The sequence below is a fragment of the Clavibacter michiganensis subsp. insidiosus genome, assembly GCF_002240565.1.
Classification (GTDB): Bacteria; Actinomycetota; Actinomycetes; order Actinomycetales; family Microbacteriaceae; genus Clavibacter; species Clavibacter insidiosus.
This window is the reverse complement of the sequence record NZ_MZMO01000001.1, coordinates 597183-615759: the sequence shown is the minus strand read 5'-3', so window position 1 is coordinate 615759 and position 18577 is coordinate 597183. Positions and strand designations below refer to the sequence as shown.

At 67.7% G+C, this 18577-nt stretch carries 25 protein-coding genes and 3 pseudogenes; 1 reads left to right on the top strand and 27 read right to left on the bottom strand.

Annotated features, from left to right (window positions below):
* Nucleotides 1-9 precede the first annotated feature (9 nt).
* The 24 genes and pseudogenes from map to B5P21_RS03200 all read right to left on the bottom strand — a co-directional run.
* Nucleotides 10-846, bottom strand: coding sequence for a type I methionyl aminopeptidase (gene map / locus B5P21_RS03315; RefSeq protein WP_045529607.1), 837 nt, complete (start codon nucleotides 844-846; stop codon nucleotides 10-12).
* 4 nt (nucleotides 847-850) lie between these two features.
* Complete coding sequence (locus B5P21_RS03310; RefSeq protein WP_045529609.1) at nucleotides 851-1453, bottom strand: adenylate kinase; 603 nt, start codon at nucleotides 1451-1453, stop codon at nucleotides 851-853.
* Nucleotides 1450-2772, bottom strand: a complete 1323-nt coding sequence (secY, locus tag B5P21_RS03305; RefSeq protein ID WP_045529611.1) for a preprotein translocase subunit SecY — start codon at nucleotides 2770-2772, stop codon at nucleotides 1450-1452. Before secY ends, B5P21_RS03310 begins: the two co-directional genes overlap by 4 nt.
* 125 nt (nucleotides 2773-2897) lie before the next feature.
* Nucleotides 2898-3473, bottom strand: a complete 576-nt coding sequence (gene rplO, locus B5P21_RS03300) for a 50S ribosomal protein L15 (protein WP_094170759.1) — start codon at nucleotides 3471-3473, stop codon at nucleotides 2898-2900.
* Nucleotides 3473-3655: a 50S ribosomal protein L30 gene (gene rpmD, locus B5P21_RS03295; RefSeq protein ID WP_012039289.1), complete on the bottom strand. Its 183-nt coding sequence runs from the start codon at nucleotides 3653-3655 to the stop codon at nucleotides 3473-3475. Before rpmD ends, rplO begins: the two co-directional genes overlap by 1 nt.
* A complete protein-coding gene (gene rpsE, locus B5P21_RS03290; RefSeq protein ID WP_094171386.1) occupies nucleotides 3655-4320 on the bottom strand; it encodes a 30S ribosomal protein S5 in 666 nt (221 codons plus the stop codon). Before rpsE ends, rpmD begins: the two co-directional genes overlap by 1 nt.
* A 35-nt stretch (nucleotides 4321-4355) precedes the next feature.
* The gene (gene rplR / locus B5P21_RS03285; protein ID WP_012039291.1) at nucleotides 4356-4727 is read right to left on the bottom strand and encodes a 50S ribosomal protein L18; all 372 of its coding nucleotides are present in this window, start codon (nucleotides 4725-4727) and stop codon (nucleotides 4356-4358) included.
* A 2-nt stretch (nucleotides 4728-4729) separates the two neighbouring features.
* Nucleotides 4730-5266, bottom strand: a complete 537-nt coding sequence (gene rplF / locus B5P21_RS03280; RefSeq protein WP_045529615.1) for a 50S ribosomal protein L6 — start codon at nucleotides 5264-5266, stop codon at nucleotides 4730-4732.
* A gap of 4 nt (nucleotides 5267-5270) precedes the next feature.
* On the bottom strand, nucleotides 5271-5669 hold the full coding sequence (gene rpsH, locus B5P21_RS03275; protein WP_012039293.1) for a 30S ribosomal protein S8: 399 nt from the start codon (nucleotides 5667-5669) through the stop codon (nucleotides 5271-5273).
* 147 nt (nucleotides 5670-5816) lie between these two features.
* Complete coding sequence (rplE, locus tag B5P21_RS03270; RefSeq protein ID WP_045529617.1) at nucleotides 5817-6413, bottom strand: 50S ribosomal protein L5; 597 nt, start codon at nucleotides 6411-6413, stop codon at nucleotides 5817-5819.
* Nucleotides 6414-6415: 2 nt separating this feature from the next.
* On the bottom strand, nucleotides 6416-6775 hold the full coding sequence (rplX, locus tag B5P21_RS03265; RefSeq protein ID WP_015491186.1) for a 50S ribosomal protein L24: 360 nt from the start codon (nucleotides 6773-6775) through the stop codon (nucleotides 6416-6418).
* A gap of 2 nt (nucleotides 6776-6777) precedes the next feature.
* Nucleotides 6778-7146 (bottom strand): 50S ribosomal protein L14, encoded by a 369-nt coding sequence (gene rplN / locus B5P21_RS03260; protein WP_012039296.1) that lies wholly within the window; start codon nucleotides 7144-7146, stop codon nucleotides 6778-6780.
* 27 nt (nucleotides 7147-7173) lie between these two features.
* The gene (rpsQ, locus tag B5P21_RS03255) at nucleotides 7174-7470 is read right to left on the bottom strand and encodes a 30S ribosomal protein S17 (RefSeq protein WP_012039297.1); all 297 of its coding nucleotides are present in this window, start codon (nucleotides 7468-7470) and stop codon (nucleotides 7174-7176) included.
* 2 nt (nucleotides 7471-7472) lie between these two features.
* Complete coding sequence (rpmC, locus tag B5P21_RS03250; RefSeq protein WP_012039298.1) at nucleotides 7473-7799, bottom strand: 50S ribosomal protein L29; 327 nt, start codon at nucleotides 7797-7799, stop codon at nucleotides 7473-7475.
* On the bottom strand, nucleotides 7799-8218 hold the full coding sequence (rplP, locus tag B5P21_RS03245; protein WP_012039299.1) for a 50S ribosomal protein L16: 420 nt from the start codon (nucleotides 8216-8218) through the stop codon (nucleotides 7799-7801). Before rplP ends, rpmC begins: the two co-directional genes overlap by 1 nt.
* Before the next feature lie 2 nt (nucleotides 8219-8220).
* Nucleotides 8221-9018: a 30S ribosomal protein S3 gene (gene rpsC, locus B5P21_RS03240; RefSeq protein WP_012039300.1), complete on the bottom strand. Its 798-nt coding sequence runs from the start codon at nucleotides 9016-9018 to the stop codon at nucleotides 8221-8223.
* A complete protein-coding gene (rplV, locus tag B5P21_RS03235) occupies nucleotides 9018-9410 on the bottom strand; it encodes a 50S ribosomal protein L22 (RefSeq protein WP_045529619.1) in 393 nt (130 codons plus the stop codon). Before rplV ends, rpsC begins: the two co-directional genes overlap by 1 nt.
* A gap of 25 nt (nucleotides 9411-9435) precedes the next feature.
* Entirely contained in the window at nucleotides 9436-9717 is a 282-nt protein-coding gene (gene rpsS / locus B5P21_RS03230) for a 30S ribosomal protein S19 (protein ID WP_012039302.1), read from the bottom strand.
* A 12-nt stretch (nucleotides 9718-9729) separates the two neighbouring features.
* Nucleotides 9730-10569: a 50S ribosomal protein L2 gene (gene rplB / locus B5P21_RS03225; RefSeq protein ID WP_043668798.1), complete on the bottom strand. Its 840-nt coding sequence runs from the start codon at nucleotides 10567-10569 to the stop codon at nucleotides 9730-9732.
* 22 nt (nucleotides 10570-10591) lie between these two features.
* Complete coding sequence (gene rplW, locus B5P21_RS03220; RefSeq protein ID WP_012039304.1) at nucleotides 10592-10891, bottom strand: 50S ribosomal protein L23; 300 nt, start codon at nucleotides 10889-10891, stop codon at nucleotides 10592-10594.
* Nucleotides 10888-11544 (bottom strand): 50S ribosomal protein L4, encoded by a 657-nt coding sequence (gene rplD / locus B5P21_RS03215; RefSeq protein ID WP_015491190.1) that lies wholly within the window; start codon nucleotides 11542-11544, stop codon nucleotides 10888-10890. Before rplD ends, rplW begins: the two co-directional genes overlap by 4 nt.
* Nucleotides 11545-11546: 2 nt before the next feature.
* On the bottom strand, nucleotides 11547-12200 hold the full coding sequence (rplC, locus tag B5P21_RS03210; RefSeq protein WP_045529624.1) for a 50S ribosomal protein L3: 654 nt from the start codon (nucleotides 12198-12200) through the stop codon (nucleotides 11547-11549).
* 8 nt (nucleotides 12201-12208) lie between these two features.
* The gene (gene rpsJ, locus B5P21_RS03205; RefSeq protein ID WP_094170758.1) at nucleotides 12209-12517 is read right to left on the bottom strand and encodes a 30S ribosomal protein S10; all 309 of its coding nucleotides are present in this window, start codon (nucleotides 12515-12517) and stop codon (nucleotides 12209-12211) included.
* 440 nt (nucleotides 12518-12957) lie between these two features.
* Nucleotides 12958-13557, bottom strand: a pseudogene (locus B5P21_RS03200) (DNA topoisomerase IB); the annotation flags it as partial.
* 97 nt (nucleotides 13558-13654) lie between these two features.
* Here B5P21_RS03200 and B5P21_RS03195 point away from each other — a divergent pair.
* A pseudogene (locus B5P21_RS03195) lies at nucleotides 13655-14617 on the top strand (IS481-like element IS1122 family transposase).
* 8 nt (nucleotides 14618-14625) lie between these two features.
* Here the strand turns inward: B5P21_RS03195 and B5P21_RS03190 are convergent.
* The 3 genes and pseudogenes from B5P21_RS03190 to fusA form a co-directional block, all read right to left on the bottom strand.
* Nucleotides 14626-15000, bottom strand: a pseudogene (locus B5P21_RS03190) (DNA topoisomerase IB); the annotation flags it as partial.
* Nucleotides 15001-15149: 149 nt separating this feature from the next.
* Nucleotides 15150-16343 carry an elongation factor Tu gene (tuf, locus tag B5P21_RS03185; protein WP_012039309.1) on the bottom strand — a complete coding sequence of 398 codons (1194 nt, stop codon included), beginning with the start codon at nucleotides 16341-16343 and terminating at the stop codon, nucleotides 15150-15152.
* Nucleotides 16344-16456: 113 nt separating this feature from the next.
* Nucleotides 16457-18571: an elongation factor G gene (fusA, locus tag B5P21_RS03180; RefSeq protein WP_045529630.1), complete on the bottom strand. Its 2115-nt coding sequence runs from the start codon at nucleotides 18569-18571 to the stop codon at nucleotides 16457-16459.
* Nucleotides 18572-18577: the final 6 nt, after the last annotated feature.

The window sequence follows — 18577 nt, the reverse complement described above, 5'->3', positions numbered from 1 at the left end:
GCGCGGCGGTCAGGGCGCGACGGGCGTGACGCCGAGCGGCACGAGGCGCGAGGCGCCGCCGTCGGCGAGCGTGAGCACCCAGATGCCGCGCGCGTGCACCGCGACCGAGTGCTCCCAGTGCGAGGCCATGCTGCCGTCGACCGTGGCGACGGTCCAGTCGTCGTCGAGGACGCGCGTCTCCGCCTCGCCGTCGGTGACCATCGGCTCGATCGCGACGACGAGCCCGGGCTTGACCGCGGGGCCCTTGCCGCGCACGCGGTAGTTGAAGACCGGCGGATCCTCGTGCATGCTCCGGCCGATGCCGTGCCCGGTGTACTCCATGACGATGCCGAAGGACCCGGCCGCCTCGACGCTCTCCTCGACGGCCTCGCCCACCTCGTTGAGGTGCGACGCGGTCGCGAGCCGCGCGATGCCGGCCCAGAGCGAGTCCTCGGTGACGCGGGACAGCCGCTCGCGGGCCTCGACGACGTCGGGGCGCGCGGGATCCGGCACCACGACCGTCATGGCCGAGTCGCCGTTCCAGCCGTCGATCTCGGCGCCGCTGTCGACCGAGACGATGTCGCCCGGCTGCAGCACGCGGTCGCCGGGGATGCCGTGCACGACCTCGTCGTTGACGGAGACGCACACCGTGTGGCGGTAGCCCGGCACGAGCTGGAAGTTGGAGTGGCCGCCGAGCGCGCGGATGGCGGCATCGGCGGCGGCGTCGAGCTCGCCCGTCGTGACGCCGGGGGCGATGAGCCCGCGGACGGCGTCGAGCGACGCGGCGGTCGCGAGGCCGGGCGCGACCATGCGGCGGATCTCGTCCGGGCTCTTGTAGATCCCCGGCGTGCGACGGAGCGCGCCCACGTCGCTACGCGCGACCGGCGTCGGAGGAGGGACGGACGCCGCGGCCCGCGAGGGCCGTGCGGATGCGCTCCGCGACCTCGTCGACCTCGCCCAGCCCGTCGACCTCGACGAGCAGTCCGCGGTCGCGGTACACGTCGATGAGGGGGCTCGTCTCGCGGACGTAGACCTCCTGGCGGTGGCGGATCTCGGCCTCGCCGTCGTCGGCGCGCCCCTGCTCGGCCGCTCGGCGCGTGAGGCGGGCGACGACCTCCTCCTCGTCGGCGACGAGCTGGATGACGGCGTCGAGCTCCTGGCCCCAGCCCTGCAACAGCTCCTCCAGGTACGCGACCTGGTCGAGCGTGCGCGGGTACCCGTCGAGCAGGAAGCCGGCCTGCGCGTCCTCCTCCTGGAGGCGCGCGGTGACGAGGCCGTTGGTGAGCTCGTCGGGGACGTAGTTGCCCGCGTCCACGAGGGCCTGCACCTGCCGGCCGAGCTCGGTGCCGTCCTTGATGTTCTGGCGGAAGATGTCGCCGGTGGAGATGTCCGGGATCCCGTGCTCGGCGGCGATGCGCTTCGCCTGCGTGCCCTTGCCCGCGCCGGGAGGGCCGACGATCAGGAGCCGGGTCACTTGAGCAGCCCCTCGTAGTGCCGCTGCTGCAGCTGCGAGTCGATCTGCTTCACCGTCTCGAGGCCGACGCCGACCACGATCAGGATGCTCGCGCCACCGAACGGGAAGTTCTGGTTGGCGCCGACGAGCGAGAGCGCGATGAGCGGCAGGAGCGCGATGAGGCCCAGGTACAGCGAGCCCGGCAGCGTGATGCGCGTGAGCACGTAGTCGAGGTACTCGGCCGTCGGGCGTCCCGCGCGGATCCCGGGGATGAAGCCGCCGTACTTCTTCATGTTGTCGGCGACCTCCTCCGGGTTGAAGGTGATGGCGACGTAGAAGTACGTGAAGCCGACGATGAGCAGGAAGTACATCGCCATGTAGAGCGGGTGGTCGCCCGTCGTGAGGTTGTCGGTGATCCACTGCACCCACGGCGCCGGCGCCTGGCCGACGGCGGGTTGGTTGAACTGCGCGACCAGGGCCGGCAGGTACAGCAGCGACGACGCGAAGATGACGGGCACGACGCCGGCCATGTTCACCTTGATCGGGATGTACGTGTTGTTGCCGCCGTAGGTGCGGCGGCCGACCATGCGCTTGGCGTACTGCACGGGGATGCGGCGCTGCGACTGCTCGACGTAGACGACGGCGGCGACGACGAGGAGGCCGACGAAGATGACCAGGAGGAAGACCTCCCAGCCGCGGCTCTGCTGGATCGCGATGAGCGAGGTCGGGAACGCGGCTGCGACCGACGTGAAGATGAGGAGCGACATGCCGTTGCCGATGCCGCGCTCGGTGATGAGCTCGCCCATCCACATGATGAGGCCGGTGCCGGCGGTCATCGTGATGACCATGAGCATGATCGCGTACCAGGCGTCGTTCGTGACGAGCTGCGTGCAGGCGCTGACGTTGGTCTGGCCGAAGAGCGCACCGCTGCGCGCGACCGTGATGAGCGTCGTGGACTGGAGCACCGCGAGGGCGATCGTGAGGTAGCGCGTGTACTGCGTGAGCTTGGCCTGGCCGGACTGGCCCTCCTTGTAGAGGGTGTCGAAGTGCGGGATGACCACGCGGAGCAGCTGGACGATGATCGACGCCGTGATGTACGGCATGATGCCCAGCGCGAAGATGGAGAGCTTCAGGAGCGCTCCGCCGCTGAAGAGGTTGACGAGCTCGTAGAGGCCCGAGGTGCCCTGGTTGGCCGCGAGGCACGACTGCACGTTGGCGAAGTCGACGAACGGCGCCGGGATGAAGGATCCGAGGCGGAAGAGGGCGATGATGCCCAGCGTGAACCCGATCTTGCGACGCAGATCGGGGGTGCGGAAGATCCTGACGACGGCGCTCAACACGGAGGGTGTCCTGCTTTCTGTGGGAGGTCCGCCGGGAGGCGGGGGTCGGGCCGACCCGATGCGGCCCCAGGTGCCGGTAGGGGCGGTCGGTTTCCCGACCGCCCCTGCCGTTGCGTCCTGAAGCGCTACTTGACGGAGCCGCCTGCTGCGACGATCTTCTCCGCAGCGGAGCCGGAGACCTTGTCGACAGCAACCGTCAGCTTAACCGAGATGTCGCCGTCCCCGAGGACCTTGACCTTCTCGTTCTTGCGCACGGCACCCTTCGCGACCAGGTCGCTCGTGGTGACGTCGCCGCCGTCAGGGTAGAGCACGGCGAGCTTCTCCAGGTTCACGACCTGGTACTCGACGCGGAACGGGTTCTTGAACCCGCGGAGCTTCGGGGTGCGCATGTGCAGCGGCATCTGCCCACCCTCGAAGCCGACGCGAACCGTGTAGCGGGCCTTCGTGCCCTTGGTGCCACGACCCGCGGTCTTGCCCTTCGAGCCCTCACCGCGGCCGACACGCTGGCGTGCCTTCTTGGCCCCGGCGGCGGGACGGAGGTGGTGGATCTTGAGGACCTGCTCGCGCTTGACCGTCTCCGTCGGGCCGACCGTGGTCGTCTCAGCGGAAGCGGCGGCGGCCGCAGGGGCCTTCGCGGTCTTCTTCGGTGCGGCCTTGGGCGCCTTCACGGGCGTCTCGGCCGACTCGTTCTTCTCAGCCATCAGTCGATCTCCTCCACCTTGACCAGGTGCGCCACGGTGTTCACGTACCCGCGGTTCTGGGCGTTGTCCTCACGGACCACCACGGCACCGATGCGACGGAGCCCGAGGCTCCGCAGGGTGTCGCGCTGGTTCTGCTTCTCGCTGATCTTGGACTTGATCTGCGTCACTCGGAGCTGAGCCATCAGACACCTGCCTTCGCGTCGGCCTCGGCGCGCTGGGCGCGGAGGATGCGGGCCGGGACGACCTGCTTCAGCTCGAGCCCACGACGGGCTGCGACGGCGCGCGGCTCCTCGAGCTGCTTGAGCGCCTCGACCGTGGCGTGCACGATGTTGATCGTGTTCGACGAGCCGAGCGACTTGCTCAGCACGTCGTGGATGCCGGCGCACTCAAGCACCGCGCGGACGGGGCCACCGGCGATGACGCCGGTACCCGCGGACGCGGGGCGCAGGAGGACGACTCCGGCGGATGCCTCACCCTGCACGGCGTGCGGGATGGTCAGGCCGATGCGGGGGACGCGGAAGAAGTTCTTCTTCGCCTCCTCGACGCCCTTGGAGATGGCGGTCGGGACCTCGCGGGCCTTGCCGTAGCCGACGCCCACCAGTCCGTTGCCGTCTCCGACGATCACGAGCGCGGTGAAGCTGAAGCGACGACCGCCCTTGACGACCTTGGACACGCGGTTGATGGTGACGACGCGCTCCAGGAACTGGCTCTTGTCGGCATCACGGCCACCGCGGCTGTCGCGGCCGCCCTGGTTCCGGTCGCGTCCGCCACGACGGCCCTCGCGGCCCTCGTTCTGCGCGGGTGCGGTGGACGCCGCGGTCTCGACGGGCGTCTCCGCCACTGCCACGACCTCGGGCTCCTTGTTGTTGTTCTCGGCTGCGCTCACAGGCTCAGACCACCCTCTCGAGCTCCTTCGGCGATGGCCGCGACGCGTCCTGCGTAGCGGTTGCCACCACGATCGAATACGACGCTCTCCACGCCGGCCGCCTTCGCGCGCTCGGCGACGAGCTCGCCGACCTTGCGCGACTTGGCGGTCTTGTCGCCGTCGAACGTGCGCATGTCGGCCTCGAGGGTCGATGCGGACGCGACGGTGTGACCACGGCTGTCATCGACGACCTGCACGAAGACGTGGCGGGCCGAACGGGTGACGACCAGGCGCGGACGCAGCTCGGTGCCCTCGACCTTCTTGCGCAGGCGTGCGTGCCTGCGGCCGCGGGCGGCGGACTTGCTTTTTCCTCTAACTCCGAGAGCCATGATCACTTACCACTCTTTCCGGCCTTGCGGCGAACGTTCTCGCCGGCGTAGCGGACGCCCTTGCCCTTGTAGGGCTCGGGCTTGCGAATCTTGCGGATGTTGGCGGCCGTCTCGCCGACGAGCTGCTTGTCGATGCCGACGACGGTCATCTTGTTGACGCCCTCGACGGTGAAGCTGATGCCCGCGGGCGCCTCGACGTACACCGGGTGGGAGAAGCCGAGCGCGAACTCGACGCCCTTGTCCTTGAGCGCGACGCGGTAACCCGTGCCGACGATCTCGAGGCCCTTGGTGTAGCCGGTGGTGACGCCGACGATGTTGTTCGCGATGAGGCTGCGCGTCAGGCCGTGGAGCGAACGCGACTCGCGCTCGTCGTCCGGACGGGTGACGAGCACCTGCCCGTCCTGGACCTCGGCGCGGATGGGCTGCGCGACGGTGAGGCTGAGCTCGCCCTTCGGGCCCTTCACCGTGACGTGCTGGCCGTCGACGGCGACGTCGACCCCTGCGGGGACGTCGATGGGGAGTCTTCCGATACGTGACATGGCGTTACCACACGTAGGCGAGGACTTCCCCACCCACGCCCTTCTTCGCAGCCTGGCGGTCCGTGAGGAGCCCCGAGGAGGTGGACAGGATGGCGACCCCGAGGCCACCGAGGACCTGGGGGATCTCCGCGGACTTCGCGTACACGCGCAGTCCGGGCTTCGACACGCGCTTGATGCCCCGGATGGAGCGCTCACGGTCGGGACCGAACTTGAGGCTGAGCGTCAGCGTCTGGCCGACGCGGGCGTCCGCGACGTCCCAGCCGGCGATGAAGCCCTCGGACTTGAGGATGTCGGCGATGTGCGACTTGAGCTTGGAGTGCGGCATGGAGACCGTGTCGTGGTGCGCGGAGTTCGCGTTCCGGAGTCGGGTCAGCATGTCAGCGACCGGGTCGGTCATTGTCATATCTGGTGATGCCTCTCTCGCCTGGTTTCGTTCATCCGGACACGGATGACGACCTGTGGTGGTGGCGGCGCCGGGCGGAGGTGCCCGGCGCCGATCGTGCGGTGGTGCTGGTCGTGCGGGTGATGCGGGTGATGCGGGTGGAGCTGGTTACGGCGTGTTCTCGGGCGTCTGGAACGGGAAGCCGAGCGCCTTGAGCAGCGCGCGTCCCTCGTCGTCCGTCCGAGCGGTCGTGACGACCGTGATGTCCATGCCGCGGACCCGGTCGATGCGGTCCTGGTCGATCTCATGGAACATGGACTGCTCGTTGAGACCGAACGTGTAGTTGCCGTTGCCGTCGAACTGCTTCGGGCTGAGCCCGCGGAAGTCGCGGATGCGGGGCAGGGCGAGGGACAGCAGGCGGTCGAGGAACTCCCACATGCGGTCGCCGCGCAGCGTCACGTGGGTGCCGATGGCCTGGCCCTCACGCAGCTTGAACTGGGCGATCGACTTGCGGGCCTTCGTGACCTGCGGCTTCTGGCCCGTGATCTTGGTGAGGTCGGCGACCGCGCCGTCGATGATCTTGCCGTCGCGAGCCGCGTCGCCGACGCCCATGTTCACGACGATCTTCGTGAGCCCGGGCACCTGGTGCACGTTCGTGAAGCCGAGATCAGCGGTCAGCTGGCTGACGATCTCGGAGCGGTACTTCTGCTTCAGGCGCGGGAGCGTGGAGCCCTCGGCCGTGCCAGCGGTTGCGGTGTCGGTCATTGCTAGAGGTCCTTACCTGACTTCTTGGCGTAGCGGACGCGGACGGTCTTGGAGACCCCGTCCTTCTCGACCTGCTCGGTCCGGAAGCCGACTCGCGTGGGCTTCTTGGACTCGGGGTCGACGAGCGCGACGTTGGAGATGTGGATGGGCGCCTCGACGGTCTCGATGCCGCCGGTCTTGGAGCCGCGCTGCGTCTGGCCGACGCGGACGTGCTTCGTGACGAAGTTCACGCCCTCGACGACGACGCGGTTGCGCTCGACCAGGACGGACAGGACGCGGCCCTGCTTGCCCCGGTCGCCGCCCTTGGCCTGCGTTCGACCCGTGATGACCTGCACGAGGTCACCCTTCTTGATGTTCGCCATGACTAAATGACCTCCGGTGCCAGCGAGATGATCTTCATGAACTTCTTGTCCCGGAGCTCGCGGCCCACCGGTCCGAAGATGCGGGTGCCGCGGGGCTCCCCGTTGCTGTTCAGGATGACGGCGGCGTTCTCGTCGAACTTGATGTACGAGCCGTCGGGACGGCGCGTCTCCTTCTTGGTGCGGACGATGACGGCCTTGACGACCTCGCCCTTCTTGACGTTTCCGCCGGGGATCGCGTCCTTGACGGTCGCGACGATGACGTCACCGAGACCCGCGTAGCGACGACCCGAGCCACCGAGCACGCGGATGGTCAAGATCTCCTTGGCACCCGTGTTGTCCGCGATCTTGAGGCGGGATTCCTGCTGAATCACTGTTGCTCCTTATCCAAGCAGCCGGGGCTACTTGGCCTTCTCGAGGATCTCGACCAGGCGCCAGCGCTTGGAGGCGCTGAGGGGACGGGTCTCGTTGATCAGGACCAGGTCGCCGATGCCGGCGGTGTTCGCCTCGTCGTGCGCCTTGACCTTGGAGGTGCGGCGGATGACCTTGCCGTACAGCGGGTGCTTCACGCGGTCCTCGACCTCGACGACGATGGTCTTGTCCATCTTGTCGCTGGTGACGTAGCCACGACGGGACTTGCGGTAACCGCGGTCGGCCGTCGCGGTGTCAGCCGTGTTCTTCTCTTCGGCGTTCGCCATGATCAAGCCTCCTCAGCCTTCTCGGTGACGGCGGCGTCGTCGGCCTTCGCGGCCTTCTTCGTCGCCTTCTTCTTCTCGGGCTTCTCGGGGACCTCGACGGGGGCGGGCGTGGCACGGATGCCCAGCTCGCGCTCGCGGATGACCGTGTAGATCCGAGCGATGTCGCGCTTGACCGCGCGGAGGCGGCCGTGGCTGTCGAGCTGACCGGTGGCCGACTGGAAGCGCAGGTTGAACAGCTCCTCCTTGGCCTTCTTCAGCTCTTCGACGAGTCGCTCGTCCTCGAAAGTGTCCAGCTCGACGGGGGCGAGCTCCTTGGAACCGATCGCCATTATGCGTCGCCTTCCTCGCGCTTGATGATGCGTGCCTTGAGGGGCAGCTTGTGGATGGCCCGGGTGAGCGCCTCGCGCGCCGTGGCCTCGTCGACGCCGGAGAGCTCGAAGAGCACGCGACCCGGCTTGACGTTGGCGACCCACCATTCGACCGAGCCCTTTCCGGAACCCATGCGGGTCTCGGCGGGCTTCTTGGTGAGCGGGCGGTCCGGGAAGATGTTGATGTACACGTTCCCGCCGCGCTTCACATGACGCGTCATGGCGATTCGAGCGGACTCGATCTGGCGGTTGGTGACGTAGGCGGGCGTGAGGGCCTGGATGCCGTACTCGCCGAACGAGACGACGGTGCCGCCGGTCGCGTGGCCGGTACGACCCGGGTGGTGCTGCTTGCGGTGCTTGACCTTGCGGGGGATCAACATGGTTACGCCTCAACTCCTGCTGCGGCGACCGGCGCTGCCTCGGCGGCCGGCGCGGTGCGCGGCGCGTTGGTGCGGCGATCTCCGGTTCGACCGTCGGAACGGTCGTTACGACGCTCCGGGCGCGACGACTTCTGGTTCGCCTGCTCCCGAGCGAGATCCTTGTTCGTGATGTCGCCCTTGTAGACCCAGACCTTCACGCCGATGCGGCCAAAGGAGGTGCGGGCCTCGTAGAAGCCGTAGTCGATGTTCGCGCGGAGGGTGTGCAGCGGCACGCGGCCCTCGCGGTAGAACTCCGAGCGGCTCATCTCGGCGCCGCCGAGGCGGCCGGAGACCTGGATGCGGACGCCCTTGGCGCCGGCGCGCTGCGCGCCCTGCAGACCCTTGCGCATCGCGCGGCGGAACGCCACACGACCCGCGAGCTGCTCGGCGATGCCCTGGGCGACCAGCTGCGCCTCGGCCTCGGGGTTCTTCACCTCGAGGATGTTCAGCTGGATCTGCTTGCCCGTGAGCTTCTCGAGGTCGGCGCGGATGCGCTCGGCCTCGACGCCGCGGCGGCCGATGACGATGCCGGGACGCGCCGTGTAGATGTCCACGCGTACACGATCACGGGTGCGCTCGATCTCGATGCGCGCCACACCGGCGCGGTCGAGGCTCGTCTTGAGCATGGTGCGGATGCGTACGTCCTCGGCGACGTAGTCGCTGTAACGCTGCCCCTTCTTCGTGCTGTCCGAGAACCAACGCGACACGTGGTCGGTCGTGATCCCGAGACGGAACCCGTACGGGTTGACCTTCTGTCCCATTACTTGCTCGCCTTCTTCGTGGTCGTCGCCACGTCCGCCTCATCCGGCGTCGCGAGGACGACCGTGATGTGGCTGGTGCGCTTGTTGATACGGAATGCGCGACCCTGTGCGCGGGGCTGGAACCGCTTGAGGGTGGTGCCCTCGTCCACGAACGCCTTGACGATGTAGAGGTCCTGCTCCGCGAGGAAGCTGTTGGACGCGTCGGCCTTGACCCGCGCGTTCGCCATGGCCGAGGCCACCAGCTTGTAGATCGGCTCGCTCGCGCCCTGCGGCGCGAACTTCAGGATGGCCAGGGCCTCCTCGGCCTGCTTGCCACGGATCATGTCCACGACGCGACGGGCCTTCTGGGGGGTGACGCGGATGTGACGCACGCGTGCGATCGACTCCACCATTTCTCTCCTCCTTCTCGTCGCCGCGTTAGCGGCGACGACCCTTCTTGTCGTCCTTCACGTGGCCGCGGAAGGTGCGCGTGAGCGCGAACTCGCCGAGCTTGTGGCCGACCATGGACTCCGTGACGAACACGGGGACGTGCTTGCGACCGTCGTGCACCGCGATGGTGTGACCCAGCATCGCCGGGATGATCATCGAGCGGCGCGACCAGGTCTTGATCACGTTCTTGCTGCTGGCCTCGTTCGCCGAGATCACCTTGCGGAGCAGGTGGTCGTCGACGAAGGGGCCCTTCTTCAGACTGCGTGGCATCTTCTACAACTCCTACTTGCGCTTCTTGCCGGCGTTGCGGCGGCGAACGATGAGCTTGTCGCTGGGCTTGTTGATGTGGCGCGTGCGGCCTTCCTTCTGGCCCCACGGGCTGACCGGGTGGCGACCACCGGAGGTCTTGCCCTCACCACCACCGTGCGGGTGGTCGACCGGGTTCATCGCGACACCGCGGACGGTCGGGCGGACGCCCTTCCAGCGCATGCGGCCGGCCTTGCCCCAGTTGATGTTCGACTGCTCGGCGTTGCCGACCTCGCCGATGGTCGCGCGGCAGCGCGCATCGACGTTGCGGATCTCGCCGGAGGGCAGGCGCAGCTGGGCGTACGGGCCGTCCTTCGCCACGAGGCGCACGGAGGCGCCGGCGGAGCGGGCCATCTTCGCGCCGCCGCCGGGGCGGAGCTCGATGGCGTGGATGACGGTACCCGTCGGGATGTTGCGCAGCGGCAGGTTGTTGCCCGGCTTGATGTCGGCCGTGGCGCCCGACTCGATCTTGTCGCCCTGCTTCAGCTTGTTCGGCGCGAGGATGTAGCGCTTCGTGCCGTCGATGAAGTGCAGGAGCGCGATGCGCGCCGTGCGGTTGGGGTCGTACTCGATGTGGGCGACGGTCGCGATGACGCCGTCCTTGTCGTTGCGCTTGAAGTCGATCACGCGGTACTGGCGCTTGTGGCCACCACCGATGTGACGGGTCGTGATCCGACCCTGGTTGTTGCGGCCACCGGTCTTGGAGAGCGGGCGGAGCAGCGACTTCTCGGGCGTCGAGCGCGTGATCTCCACGAAGTCGGCGACGGACGAACCGCGACGACCCGGGGTCGTGGGCTTGTACTTGCGAATAGCCATTGGTGTTTTCCTAGTCCCGGTCTCAGCCGACAGTCGTGAAGATGTCGATGGAGCCCGACTTGAGGGAGACGATGGCGCGCTTGGTGTCCTTGCGCTTGCCCATCCCGAACTTGGTCCGGCGGGTCTTGCCCTGCTTGTTGAGCGTGTTGACCGACGCGACCTGCACGCCGAAGATCTTCTCGATCGCGAGCTTGATCTCGGTCTTGTTCGAGCGGGGGTCCACGATGAACGTGTACTTGCCCTGGTCGATCAGGCCGTAGCTCTTCTCGGAGACGACCGGCGCGATGATGATGTCGCGGGGGTCCTTCTGGGTGGCGCTCATGCGGCAACCTCTTCCTTGGCCGTCTTCGACTCGACGAACGCGTCGTACGCGCCCTTCGTGAAGACGATGTCGTCGCTCACGAGCACGTCGTACGCGTTGAGCTGGTCGTAGGACAGCACGTGGACCGTCGGGATGTTGCGCACGCTGCGGAGGCTGACCTCGTCGGTGCGCTCCAGGACGATGAGGACGTGCTTGCTCGTGGCGATGCCCTCGAGCAGCGCGACCACGGTCTTCGTCGAGGGGACGTCTCCGGCGGAGAGGCTCTCGATGACGTGGAGGCGGGCGCCGCGCGCGCGGTCGGAGAGGGCGCCGAGCAGAGCCGCGGCGATCATCTTCTTGGGGGTGCGCTGCGAGTAGTTGCGGGGCGTGGGTCCGTGGACGATGCCACCGCCGGTCATCTGGGGGGCGCGGATCGAGCCCTGACGAGCGCGACCGGTTCCCTTCTGCTTGAACGGCTTGCGACCGGCGCCGGAGACCTCGCCGCGGCCCTTGGTCTTGTGCGTTCCCTGGCGCGCCGCGGCGAGCTGGGCGACGACGACCTGGTGGATGAGCGGGACGTTGGTCTGCACGTCGAACAGCGACGCGGGCAGGTCGACGGAGCCGGTGACTGCACCGGTCGCGTCGAGGACGTCGAGCTGGGTGTCGGTAGCCATGACTACTTCCCCTTCACTGCGTTGCGGACGAAGACGATGCGGCCACGCGCGCCGGGCACTGCGCCCTTGACGAGCAAGAGGCCCTTCTCGGCGTCCACGCTGTGGACGACGAGGTTCAGCACGGTGACGCGCTCGCCGCCCATGCGACCGGCCATGCGCATGCCCTTGAAGACACGGCTGGGGGTCGAGGAGGCGCCGATGGAACCGGGCTTGCGGTGGTTGCGGTGCGAACCGTGCGAGGCCGAGACGCCCTTGAAGTTGTGGCGCTTCATGACGCCGGCGAAGCCCTTGCCCTTGCTGGTGCCGACGACGTCGACCTTGGAGCCGGGCTCGAACGCACCGACGGTGATCTCCTGGCCGAGCGCGTACTCGGCGAAGTCGGCCGTGCGGACCTCGGTGAGGTGGCGGCGCGGCGTGACGCCGGCCTTCTCGAAGTGGCCGGTGCTCGGCTTGTCGGCCTTGCGGGGGTCGATCTGGCCGTAGGCGATCTGGATGGCGCCGTAGCCGTCGACCTCGGGCGTGCGCACCTGGGTGACGACGTTCGGGGTGATCTGCACGACGGTCACGGGGATGAGCTTGTTGTTCTCGTCCCACACCTGCGTCATGCCCAGCTTCGTGCCGAGCAGACCGGTGAAAGTCCTGTTAGCGGTAGACATGGGTTCCCTTAGAGCTTGATCTCGATGTTGACGTCGGCCGGGAGGTCGAGTCGCATGAGCGAGTCGACCGCCTTCGGCGTCGGGTCGACGATGTCGATCAGACGGTTGTGCGTGCGCATCTCGAAGTGCTCGCGGCTGTCCTTGTACTTGTGGGGGGAACGGATCACGCAGATCACGTTCTTCTCCGTGGGCAGCGGCACCGGGCCGACGACCGTGGCGCCCGCGCGGGTCACCGTGTCGACGATCTTCCGGGCCGAGGAGTCGATGACCGAGTGGTCGTACGACTTAAGTCGGATGCGGATCTTCTGTCCCGCCATGTGTGACTCTCTCTCTTTCGTGCGTCATGCGGCCTCGGACCGTATTGGACGCGTGTGTCCCTCGCTCGGATGGCCCGGCCTCGTGGCGCGACCCATCCGTGGTGCACCCGGGCGCGCATCGTGGGACGCGGCCTCGGGCAGCTCGTGCACCCGCCCGCATGCGGACGCGGACGAGCGGTGCTCATCCGGTGGGTGTCGTGTGCTTCTGCTCTGCTGCCCGCGGCCTAACCTGCCCAGGGAGCGACGAGCGCTCCGGGCGGCTATGCACTGCCTGGCAGTGATCCGACGTCTCGCGCGCAGGGCGGCGTGCGTCGGAATGTTGAACTAGACGAGTTTGTCATAGTCCGGCCACGCGTGCAACCCGGGCGTGTCGCGCCCACTCCCCCGTGATTCCGGGGCTCGCGGCGCCTCCCGCCGGCGGCGTCGAGGCGCCCTCGCGGTCACCGGAACAGCAGGTTCCGCAGCTCCGTCTCGCCCGACGCGAGGCGCTGCGGATCGATCGTGCGGCCGTGGACGTACTCGTCGACGAGCCGCGGGTCCACGTAGCTGTTCTTCGCGATGGTCGGCGTGTTGCTGAGTACCTCGGCGGCGTCGCGGTACGCCTGCGCCAGCGCCCGCTGCCGCTTGCCCTTCGTCGCCTCGGGTCCGTGCTTCGCCAGGCTGATCGCCGCCGCGACCGTGCCGTGCAGGGTGCGGAAGTCCTTCGCGGTGAACTCGCCGCCCGTCCGCTCCCGCACGTAGTCGTTGATGTCGGCCGCGCCGAGCGGGTGCCACTCGCCGTCGAGCTCGTAGGCCAGCAGCCGGGCGTTCGGGCCGCGCTCCTGGAGCCCGCCGACGACCTGCACGAGGTCGTGGTCGCGGATGTCGCTCGACCACGCCTGCCCGCTCTTCGCGGGGAACTCGAGGTGGACGGTGTCCTCGTGCACGGTGACGTGCGAGCACAGCAGCGTCGACAGCCCGTGGCTGCCGTTCGACTCGGTGTACCGCTCGCTGCCGACGCGGAGGCTGCCCGTGTCGAGCATGCGGAAGCCGGCGGCTAGCTGTACCCGGCCATGACGTTGGTGACACTTCGGGGCGTGTGAGGAGGCCTCCTGGCTTGATGGAGCTGTCTAGTTCTGCCACTGCCAGGAGGCCTCGATGTCCCACGCTAATGCTCGTCTGACGGTTCACGGGAGGGTTCTCCTCGTGCGGCGGGTGGTCGAGGATCGTCGGCCGGTCTCGCATGTCGCGCGCGAACTCGGTGTGTCGCGTCAGTGCGCGCATCGGTGGGTGAATCGGTTCCGGTCCGAGGGCTTCGAAGGCTTGTCGGACCGGTCCTCGAGGCCGAGACGGGTGCCGACGAGGACGAGCCCGGAACGAGAACGAGCCGTCGTGGAAGCGAGGACCCGATTGCGATCAGGTCCTGCCCGGTTGGCGCCGGTGACCGGTGTTCCAGCCCGCACGATCTCCCGCATCCTGCGGCGGCACGGGGCACCGCCGTTGGCATGGTTGGACCCCGTCACCGGGGCCGTGATCCGGGCATCCCGGTCGACGGCAAACCGGTACGAGCATGAGCATCCCGGCGACCTGATCCACGTCGACGTGAAGAAGCTCGGCCGGATCCCGGACGGCGGCGGCTGGCGGGCGCATGGCCGCAGCGAACAGGTTCGTGGTCGTGGGATCGGGTGCGATTACGTCCACGCCGTGGTCGATGACCACACCCGCCTCGCCTACGCGGAGATCCACCCGGACGAGAAGGGCGTGACCGCGGCAGGGTTCCTGACCCGGGCCGCGGCGTACTTCGCCGAGCACGGCATCACCCGCATCGAACGGGTCCTGACGGACAACGCGTTCGCCTACCGGCACTCGGCCGCGTTCCAGAACGCGGTCACGCAGCTCGGTGCGAGGCAGAAGTTCATCCGCCCGCACTGCCCCTGGCAGAACGGCAAGGTCGAACGCTTCAACCGCACCCTCGCGACCGAGTGAGCCTACCGGCAACCCTTCACCAGCAACCAAGCCAGAACCGACGCCCTTGATCCGTGGATCCAGCACTACAACACTGAACGAATCCACTCGAGCCACGGGCTGACGCCCGCGGCCCGAGTGTCACCAACGTCATGACTCAGTACAGCTAGCGCGCGCTCGCGCGTGAAGCCGTCCTGCCGGAGGTGGATGGTGACCTGGCGGCGCGCGGACGGCAGCGACTCGGCGAGCTGAAGCGCGCGGTCGAACTTGATCCGGTCCTTCTGCTCGCGCCAGGTCGGGTGGTAGATGTACTGGCGACGCCCGGCGCTGTCCATGCCCGTCGCCTGCACGTGACCGTTGTCGTACGGCGCGATCCAGACGTCGGTCCACGCCGGCGGGATCCCGAGGTGCTCCATGCGGGCGCGCAGCGCCGTGTCCGTGACGCGGTTCCCGTCGGCGTCGAGGTAGGTCCAGCCCTTCCCGGCCCTCTTGCGGGTGTAGCCCTTGCCGGTGGCGTCGCTGCGCCGGAGTCTGACCATTCATCGAACCTACGCGCAGGACAGCCGTCGGTTAGTGCACGATGCGAAGGCTCTCGGCCAGCCGTGACACCTCGCGACCGCTCAACGGCCGACAGGGCCGGGCCATGACGGCCCGACCCTGTCGGAGGTGGTGCTGATGGAGCTGGGTGCTACTTGACGATCTTCGTGACCGTGCCGGCGCCGACGGTGCGGCCACCCTCGCGGATGGCGAAGCCGAGGCCCTCCTCCATGGCGATCGGCTGGATCAGCGCGACGTTCATGTCGGTGGTGTCGCCGGGCATGACCATCTCGGTGCCCTCGGGCAGCGTGATGACGCCGGTGACGTCGGTGGTGCGGAAGTAGAACTGCGGACGGTAGTTCGCGTAGAACGGGTTGTGACGCCCGCCCTCCTCCTTGGAGAGGATGTACGCGGTGCCCTCGAAATCGGTGTGCGGCGTGACCGAACCCGGCTTGACGATGACCTGGCCGCGCTCGACGTCCTCGCGCTTGGTGCCGCGGAGCAGGAGCCCGCAGTTCTCGCCGGCCCAGGCCTCGTCGAGCTGCTTGTGGAACATCTCGATGCCCGTGACGGTGGTCTTGACGGTGGGACGGATGCCCACGATCTCGACGTCCGAGTTGATGGCGAGGGTGCCGCGCTCGGCGCGACCCGTGACGACGGTTCCACGACCGGTGATCGTGAAGACGTCCTCGACGGGCATGAGGAACGGCTTGTCCTTGTCGCGGACGGGCTCCGGGATGGACTCGTCGACCGCGTCCATGAGCTTGACGATCTGCTCGACCCACTTCTCGTCGCCCTCGAGCGCCTTGAGGCCGGAGACCTGGACGACGGGGGCGTTGTCGCCGTCGAAGTCCTGGCTGGAGAGCAGCTCGCGGACCTCGAGCTCGACGAGCTCGAGGATCTCCTCGTCGTCGACCATGTCCGACTTGTTGAGCGCGACGAGCAGGTACGGCACGCCGACCTGCTTCGCGAGCAGCACGTGCTCGCGCGTCTGCGCCATGGGGCCGTCGGTGGCGGCGACCACGAGGATCGCGCCGTCCATCTGGGCGGCGCCCGTGATCATGTTCTTGATGTAGTCAGCGTGACCCGGGGCGTCGACGTGAGCGTAGTGACGCTTGGGCGTCTCGTACTCGACGTGCGAGATGTTGATCGTGATGCCGCGCTGGCGCTCCTCGGGAGCGGAGTCGATGGACGCGAAGTCGCGCTGCACGTTGGTCGCCGACGGGTACTTGTCCGCCAGGACCTTGGAGATCGCTGCCGTCAGCGTCGTCTTGCCGTGGTCGACGTGACCGATCGTTCCGATGTTGACGTGCGGCTTGGTCCGCTCGAACTTGGCCTTACCCACTGTGGGTCCTCCTCAGGACTCGGTTGCGGGGCGTCCGGTTGTTCCCGGACGCCCTGCGTGTTGGAGATCTTGCTTATGGTACTGAAACGGCGGATGCCGCTCGAACTGGAGGGCTACTCGCCCTTGTTCTTCTGGACGATCTCGTCGGCGACAGCCTTCGGGACCTCGGCGTAGCTGCCGAAGCTCATCGAGTACACCGCACGGCCCGAGGTCTTGCTCCTCAGGTCGCCGACGTAGCCGAACATCTCCGACAGGGGGACGTTCGCGGTGATGACCTTCACGCCGCTCGCGTCCTCCATGGCCTGGATCTGGCCGCGACGGGAGTTCAGGTCGCCGATGACGTCGCCCATGTACTCCTCGGGCGTGCGGACCTCGACGGCCATGAGCGGCTCGAGCAGCACGGGCTTCGCCTTGCGCGCGGCCTCCTTGAAGGCCATCGAGCCGGCGATCTTGAACGCCATCTCCGAGGAGTCGACGTCGTGCGCGGCGCCGTCGAGCAGCGTTGCCTTCACGCCGACCATCGGGTAGCCGGCGAGGATGCCGACCTGGAGCGCGTCCTGGATGCCCGCGTCCACCGACGGGATGTACTCCCGGGGGACGCGACCGCCGGTGACCTTGTTGTCGAACTCGTAGGTCTTCTCCGCGGTCACCTCCATGGGCTCGATCTTGATCTGGATCTTGGCGAACTGCCCGGATCCACCCGTCTGCTTCTTGTGCGTGAAGTCGTGCTTGTCGACGGTGCCGCGGATGGTCTCGCGGTACGCGACCTGCGGCTTGCCGACGTTGGCCTCGACGTTGAACTCGCGCTTCATGCGGTCGACCAGGATGTCGAGGTGGAGCTCGCCCATGCCCTTGATGACCGTCTGACCGGTCTCCTGGTTCTGCTCCGTGCGGAAGGTCGGGTCCTCCTCAGCGAGCTTCTGGATGGCGACACCCAGCTTCTCCTGGTCGGCCTTCGTCTTCGGCTCGATCGCGACCTCGATGACGGGCTCGGGGAACGTCATCGACTCGAGGACGATCTGGTCCTGCGGGTCGCAGAGCGTGTCGCCCGTGGTCGTGTCCTTGAGGCCGATGACCGCGTAGATGTGACCGGCGGTGACCGAGTCGACCGGGTTCTCCTTGTTGGAGTGCATCTGGAAGATCTTCCCGATGCGCTCCTTCTTGCCCTTGGTCGAGTTGATGACCTGCGAGCCGCTCGCGATGGTGCCCGAGTAGACCCGGACGTACGTGAGGCGACCGAAGAACGGGTGCACCGCGACCTTGAACGCGAGCGCCGAGAAGGGCTCCGTCGAGTCGGGCTTGCGGATGATGATCTTCTCCTCGTCGCGCACGTCGTGTCCCTCCATGGGGGGCACGTCGAGCGGGCTGGGGAGGTAGTCGATCACCGCGTCGAGCATCGGCTGGACGCCGCGGTTCTTGAACGCGGAGCCGCAGAGCACGGGGTAGATCTCGCTGTTGACGGTGAGCTTGCGGATGGCGGCCTTGATCTCCGCCACCGTCAGCTCCTCGCCGCCGAAGTACTTCTCGAGCAGCGCGTCGTCGGTCTCGGCGACGGTCTCGAGCAGCTTGGCCCGGTACTCGTCCGCCTTGTCCTGCAGATCCGCGGGGATCTCCTCGATGTCGTACTTCGCACCGAGCTCGACGTCTCCCTTGGAGTCGCCGCGCCAGGTCAGCGCGCGCATCTCGACGAGGTCGATGACGCCCTCGAAGCCGCTCTCGGAGCCGATGGGCAGCTGGATGACCAGCGGCTTCGCGCCGAGGCGGTTGACGATGGTGTCGACCGTGAAGTAGAAGTCGGCGCCGAGCTTGTCCATCTTGTTGACGAAGCAGATGCGCGGCACGTCGTACTTGTCGGCCTGGCGCCACACCGTCTCGGACTGGGGCTCGACGCCCTCCTTGCCGTCGAACACGGCGACCGCGCCGTCGAGGACGCGGAGCGAACGCTCCACCTCGACGGTGAAGTCGACGTGCCCGGGGGTGTCGATGATGTTGATCTGGTTCTTGTTCCAGAAGCACGTCGTCGCGGCGGACGTGATGGTGATGCCGCGCTCCTGCTCCTGGGCCATCCAGTCCATCGTGGCGGCGCCGTCGTGGACCTCGCCGATCTTGTGAGTGATGCCCGTGTAGTACAGGATGCGCTCGGTGGTGGTGGTCTTGCCGGCATCGATGTGAGCCATGATGCCGATGTTGCGGACCTTGTTCAGGTCGGTGAGCACGTCCTGTGCCACAGGTTC